The 5,376-nt window shown below is 70.5% G+C and carries 6 protein-coding genes; 4 read left to right on the forward strand and 2 right to left on the reverse strand.

Going from position 1 to position 5,376, the window contains the following annotated elements:
- From AC1DY2_RS14655 to AC1DY2_RS14670, 4 genes are all read left to right on the forward strand, one after another.
- The coding region (locus AC1DY2_RS14655; protein WP_476763091.1) for a carbohydrate ABC transporter permease at positions 1 to 947 on the forward strand (947 nt) is incomplete at its 5' end.
- Positions 948 to 1,091: 144 nt separating this feature from the next.
- On the forward strand, positions 1,092 to 1,919 hold the full coding sequence (locus tag AC1DY2_RS14660; RefSeq protein WP_476763095.1) for a carbohydrate ABC transporter permease: 828 nt from the start codon (positions 1,092 to 1,094) through the stop codon (positions 1,917 to 1,919).
- Between the two features lie 80 nt (positions 1,920 to 1,999).
- Complete coding sequence (locus AC1DY2_RS14665) at positions 2,000 to 3,016, forward strand: LacI family DNA-binding transcriptional regulator (RefSeq protein WP_476763092.1); 1,017 nt, start codon at positions 2,000 to 2,002, stop codon at positions 3,014 to 3,016.
- 181 nt (positions 3,017 to 3,197) lie between these two features.
- Positions 3,198 to 3,734: a methylated-DNA--[protein]-cysteine S-methyltransferase gene (locus tag AC1DY2_RS14670; protein ID WP_476763093.1), complete on the forward strand. Its 537-nt coding sequence runs from the start codon at positions 3,198 to 3,200 to the stop codon at positions 3,732 to 3,734.
- A gap of 19 nt (positions 3,735 to 3,753) precedes the next feature.
- Here AC1DY2_RS14670 and AC1DY2_RS14675 read toward each other — a convergent pair whose 3' ends face one another.
- Both AC1DY2_RS14675 and AC1DY2_RS14680 read right to left on the reverse strand, forming a co-directional pair.
- Entirely contained in the window at positions 3,754 to 4,170 is a 417-nt protein-coding gene (locus AC1DY2_RS14675) for a CBS domain-containing protein (protein ID WP_309976891.1), read from the reverse strand.
- Positions 4,171 to 4,270: 100 nt separating this feature from the next.
- Positions 4,271 to 5,002: a DUF1345 domain-containing protein gene (locus AC1DY2_RS14680; RefSeq protein WP_476763094.1), complete on the reverse strand. Its 732-nt coding sequence runs from the start codon at positions 5,000 to 5,002 to the stop codon at positions 4,271 to 4,273.
- Positions 5,003 to 5,376: the final 374 nt, after the last annotated feature.

Consider the following 5,376-nt stretch of genomic DNA (forward strand, 5'->3'; position numbering starts at 1 on the left):
GCAAAGGCCGCGGCGCCACCCGGCGCCCCGCCCGCCGCCGCAGCGCCACCCGACGCCACCTCACCCCGTGGATGATGCTCGCCCCCGGCATCGTGCTGTTCACGGTGTTCATGGCGGCGCCGATCCTCTACACGGTCGTGCTGTCGTTCCAGAAGGAGATGGTGAAGGGGCTCGGCCTCGGCTCGGGCTCCAAGACCCGCACCTTCGCCGGGTTCGAGAACTACGTCGCCACCCTCACAGACCCCGAGTTCCTCGCGAGCGTGGGGCGCGTACTGCTCTACGGCGTCATCCTCGTGCCGACCATGCTCGGCCTCGCGCTGCTGTTCTCGCTGCTGCTCGACGCCCGCCGCACGGGCGCGAAGGGCTTCTCGCGCGTCTCGATCTTCCTGCCGTACGCCGTGCCCGCGGTGATCTCGTCGCTCCTCTGGGGCTTCCTCTACCTGCCGGCCGTCAGCCCGTTCTACTGGATCTTCGAGCAGCTCGGCTGGGACGACGTGCCCTCGCTCCTGTCTCCGGGGCTCGTCATCTTCGCGATCGCGAACATCGGCCTGTGGGGCGGCGTCGGCTTCAACATGATCGTGATGTACACGTCGCTGAAGGCCGTGCCGACCGAGATCTACGAGGCCGCACGCATCGACGGGGCATCCGAGCGCCAGATCGCCCTGCGCATCAAGGTGCCGATCATCATGCCCGCGCTCATCATGACCGCGCTCTTCTCGATGATCGCGACGCTGCAGGTGTTCGCCGAGCCGACCACCCTGCGACCGCTCACCAACAGCCTCTCGACGACGTGGTCGCCGCTCATGTACGTGTACCGCGACGCGTTCACCCGCGACGACATCTACTCGGCCGCCGCGACCTCGGTGATCATCGCCGTCGCGACGTTCGCCATCTCCTTCTTCTTCCTCCGCGTCGTGCAGCGACGCGCCTTCGGCCAGGAGGACTGAGCCGTGACCATCACCAACCAGACCCGCGCGGTCGTGCTGCCCGAGCTCACCGAGGCATCCGAGGACCGCCGCACCCTTCGTCGCGCTGGGCGTCGCGGCCGCGGAGGTGCCGGTGGTGCCGCCGGCGCAGGACGAGACCAGCGGATGCCGCTCGCCCCCGGCTCCACGGCCGTGCTGCTGCTCGGCGCGCTGTACTGCCTGCTGCCCGTCGCCTGGGTCGTCATCGCATCGACCAAGGACGCCTCGGAGCTGTTCTCCACGTTCACCTTTGCGCCGTCCACCCACCTCTGGGACAACATCGTCGAGCTCACGAACTACCGCGACGGCCTCTACTGGCGGTGGATGCTGAACACGGCCATCTATGCCGGCTTCGGTGCCATCGTGTCGACGTACGTGTCGGCCCTGTCGGGCTACGCGCTCGCGAAGTACACCTTCCCGGGCAAGGGCGTCGTCTTCAAGGTGCTGCTCATGGGCGTGCTCGTGCCCGGCGTGATCGTCGCGATCCCGCAGTACCTGCTGCTCGCGCAGGTCGGCCTCACGAACACGTACTGGTCGGTGCTGCTTCCGCAGCTCATCAGCCCCTACGGCATCTACCTCGCGCGCATCTACGCGGCGGCCGCAGTGCCCACCGACATCATCGAGTCGGCTCGCACCGAGGGGGCCCGCGAGCTGTTCATCTTCCACCGCATCGCCCTGCCGATGATGGGGCCCGGGCTCGTAACGATCTTCCTGTTCCAGTTCGTCGCCGTCTGGAACAACTTCATGCTGCCCTACATCATGCTCGGCAACGACGAGCTGTTCCCGATCACGGTCGGCCTCTCGGGGCTGCTCAACCAGGGCGCGTCGCTGCCCGCGATGTACACGCTCGTCATCACGGGCGCGCTGCTCTCGGTGATCCCGCTCATCGTGCTGTTCCTCGTGCTGCAGCGCTACTGGCGCGTCGACCTCGCGGCCGGCGCCGTGAAGGCGTGAGTGGGGCGGATGCCGCGGGCGGCGGCACCGCACGGGCTCGTTCGCCGCGCGGCGGCGCCGGCCGCACCTACACTGGCCACGTGAGCGAGCACGCGCCCAAGCGGCGACCGACGATCGAGGACGTCGCCCGTGAGTCGGGCGTCTCCCGCGGCACCGTCTCACGGGTGCTCAACGGCGGCCACTGGGTGAGCCCGACCGCCCGCGAGGCCGTCGAGCGCGCGATCAAGAAGACCGGGTACCGCATCAACCCGCACGCCAGGAACCTCGCGACCGCCCGCGCCAACTCGATCGCCTTCCTCCTCACCGAGTCGCAGGACCGCCTCTTCGAGGACCCCAACTTCTCGACGCTCATGCGCGGAGCGGCGGATGCGCTCGCCGAGCGCGACTTGCCGCTCGTGCTGCTCATGGCCGGATCCGACGACGAGCAGCGGCGCGCGACCGAGTTCATCATGGGCGGACACGTCGACGGCGCGCTGCTCGTGTCATCGCACCGCGGACGCGAGGGGTTCCTCGCCGAGCTCGTCGCCGCCGAGGTGCCCGTCGTCGCCTGCGGCGTCCCGCTCGGGTACGAGCGCCGCATCGGCTACGTCGCCGCCGACGACCTCGAGGGTGCCCGCGACCTCGTCGCCTACTTGCGGGACGCGGGTCGATCGCGGATCGCGACTATCACCGGACCGCCCGACACCTCCGGCGGCATCGGCCGCCTCGAGGGCTACCGGCAGGAACTCGGCGACACGTTCGACGAGCGTCTCGTCGCCGAGGGCGACTACTCGCGGGCGAGCGGCATCCGCGCCATGGCCGAGCTCCTCGATCGCGTGCCCGACCTCGACGCGGTCTTCGTGGCGAACGACGTGATGGCCGCCGGAGCGCTCGACGTGCTGCGGGAGCGCGGCATCCGAGTGCCCGACGACGTCGCCGTCGCGGGCTTCGACGACGCGCCCATCGCGACCCGCGTCTCACCCGAGCTCACCACGATGCGCCAGCCCTTCGAGCGCATCGCGCACGAGATGGTGCGCATGCTGCTCGACGTCATCGACGGGCGTCCGGCCGGGAGGATGACGCTGCCCACCGAGCTCGTCCGCCGCGCCTCGGCGTAGCCGCGCGGGGCCCTCAGGGCGCTGTCCCAGCGACGAAAACGCAGGATATTCCGACGTGTGGGTCCGTATACGGACTCATGTCGCCGAATCTCATGCGTTCCGTGCGCAACGGCGACGCAGAAGTCCGATTCCCGCCACCGGATGCGGCGCGCGGATGCCGCGGCGGGGTGAGGATGGAGGAATGACCCGCCGCCACGCCACGATGCCGACAGCGCTCGGCGACCTGCTCGTCGTCGCAGACGACGCCGGCCCCGACGGGCGTGGGAGCGGCGGCCTCAACGGCGTGTACTTCCCGGGCCACTGGCACCCACCGGCATCCGGAACCATCGGCGACGAGGTCGACGCGCACGGCGACGCGATCTTCGAGCGGTTCGCGGCGCAACTCGGCGAGTACCTGGCGGGCACGCGCACCGCGTTCGACCTGCCGCTGGCGCCCGACGGCGACGCCTTCCAGCACGCCGTCTGGATGATGCTGCGCGAGATCCCCTACGGCGAGACGACCTCGTACGGCGAGCTCGCCGCCCGGCTGGGCGACCGCAACCTCGCCCGCCGCGTGGGCAACGCCGTGGGGCGGAATCCGATCAGCATCGTCGTGCCGTGCCACCGCGTGGTCGGGGCCGACGGATCGCTCACCGGGTACGCGGGCGGCCTCGAGCGCAAGCGGTTCCTGCTCGAGCTCGAGGGCGCGCCCGTGGTCGCCCAGGCCCGGCTGTTCTAGCCGGTCCGCGCCTTCCCGCTCAGTCCTCGGAGATCTCGGCCACGGTCTCGGCGACCTGCGAGACCGACAGCTCGCGGGCGATGTCGGCCTGCGCGATGATGCCGACGAGGTCGTGCCCGTCGATGACCGGCAGGCGACGCACCTGGTGGTCCTGCATCACCTCGAGCGCCTCGCGGATGTCGTCGTCGGCGCCGATCGTGACGGGCTTGCCCTCGGCGAGGCTTCCCGCGGTGACGGTGTTCGGGTCGCCGCCCTCGGCGATGCACTTCACGACGATGTCGCGGTCGGTGAGCATGCCCTTCAGCCGGTTGTCGTTGCCGCAGATCGGCATCGCGCCGACATCGAGGTCGCGCAGCAGCCGCGCCGCCTCGACGAGGGTCTGGTCCTCCTTCACGCACTGGGGGTCGGGCGTCATGAGATCGCGTGCCACAGTCATCGGAGTCGTCCTTTCTCTGCGCTGTGTGCGGCATGCTACGCACGCGCCGGCGTCACCGCGCGGGGGTTGACGCAGGTGCCCGGCCGACTCGCCCCGAGGCCTACTTGCCCATGATCGTGTTCAGCGCGAGCACGATGATGAACCCGTTGAAGAAGAAGCTGAGCACCGAGTGCCAGACGACCGTCCACCGGATGCGCGGCGTCGTCTCGACGTCGTTGGGCGTGAAGCTCGTGCCCACCATGAACGCCACGTAGACGAAGTCGAGCAGCGTCGGTTCCGTCGTGTGCAGGAAGACGAGCGGCGGCTCGGATGCCGCGGCCGGGGCCGTTGCCGCGGCCGCACCGCCCGCCCGTGCCCGCCGTACCCTGCCCGGCCCCTGGTGGTACACGCGGTAGTAGATCTGCGCGAAGCCCCAGTGCAGGAATCCCCACGCGAGCAGCATCGCCCACACGCCGAAGAAGTCGATCGCGGTGCCGAAGGCGGGGTCGGATCGCAGCACGAGCAGCTCGCTCGCGGCCGAGACGCCGATGAAGCTCGACACGATGGTGATGAGCAGCGACGCCAGGCGCCCGGGCGGCCTCGTGGAGATGAGGGTCGGCGAGCTTCGCCACGAGCTGCGCGAGATGCGCCCGAGCACGATCATCCAGCCGACCATGTACGCGGTCGAGAGCAGGCACCACAGCGCGAGCGAGATGATCTGGAAGTCGGTCCCCTGGTCGGCGAACACGAACGCCATGCCCACGATGAGCACGATCCCGAGCGCCACGAGGTTCAGCACCCGGCCCGCGCTCCGGGTGGCGACGACGACCCGCGACGCCGTGGCCTCCGACATGCGCGCCTCCCCCGTGAGCCCCGAGCCCGCGACGCCGTGCGCGGCGCGTCCCCCTATGGTGCACCGGGGCGGGGCTCCGTGGCCAGAGGCGGGCGCATGTCCCGTGCGGCGGCGCGGATGCGCGGGGACCGGATGGCCGGGCGGATGCCGTGAGCGGATGCCGCGAGCGGATGCCGCGGCATCCGTCATGCTTGAACGCATGCCCGAACCCGCAGCTCCGTCGTCGCCCGAGGCCCGGGCCGCCCTCGCGGTGCTGGCCGATCGCGTGCGGCGGCGGCACGCGGCATCCGCTGGACGGGTCGTGCTCGGCATCACCGGGAGCCCGGGCGCGGGCAAGACGACGCTCGCGCAGTCGCTCGTCGCGGCGCTGAACG

This window comes from Agromyces sp. P1_H4, from assembly GCF_056405255.1.

Excerpts from the sequence above, each read along its gene's own strand:
- AC1DY2_RS14675 (WP_309976891.1), bottom strand. The coding sequence starts at position 4,170 with ATGACTGTGGCACGCGATCTCATGACGCCCGACCCCCAGTGCGTGAAG.
- AC1DY2_RS14670 (WP_476763093.1), top strand. The coding sequence starts at position 3,198 with ATGACCCGCCGCCACGCCACGATGCCGACAGCGCTCGGCGACCTGCTC.
- AC1DY2_RS14680 (WP_476763094.1), bottom strand. The coding sequence starts at position 5,002 with ATGTCGGAGGCCACGGCGTCGCGGGTCGTCGTCGCCACCCGGAGCGCG.
- AC1DY2_RS14660 (WP_476763095.1), top strand. The coding sequence starts at position 1,092 with ATGCCGCTCGCCCCCGGCTCCACGGCCGTGCTGCTGCTCGGCGCGCTG.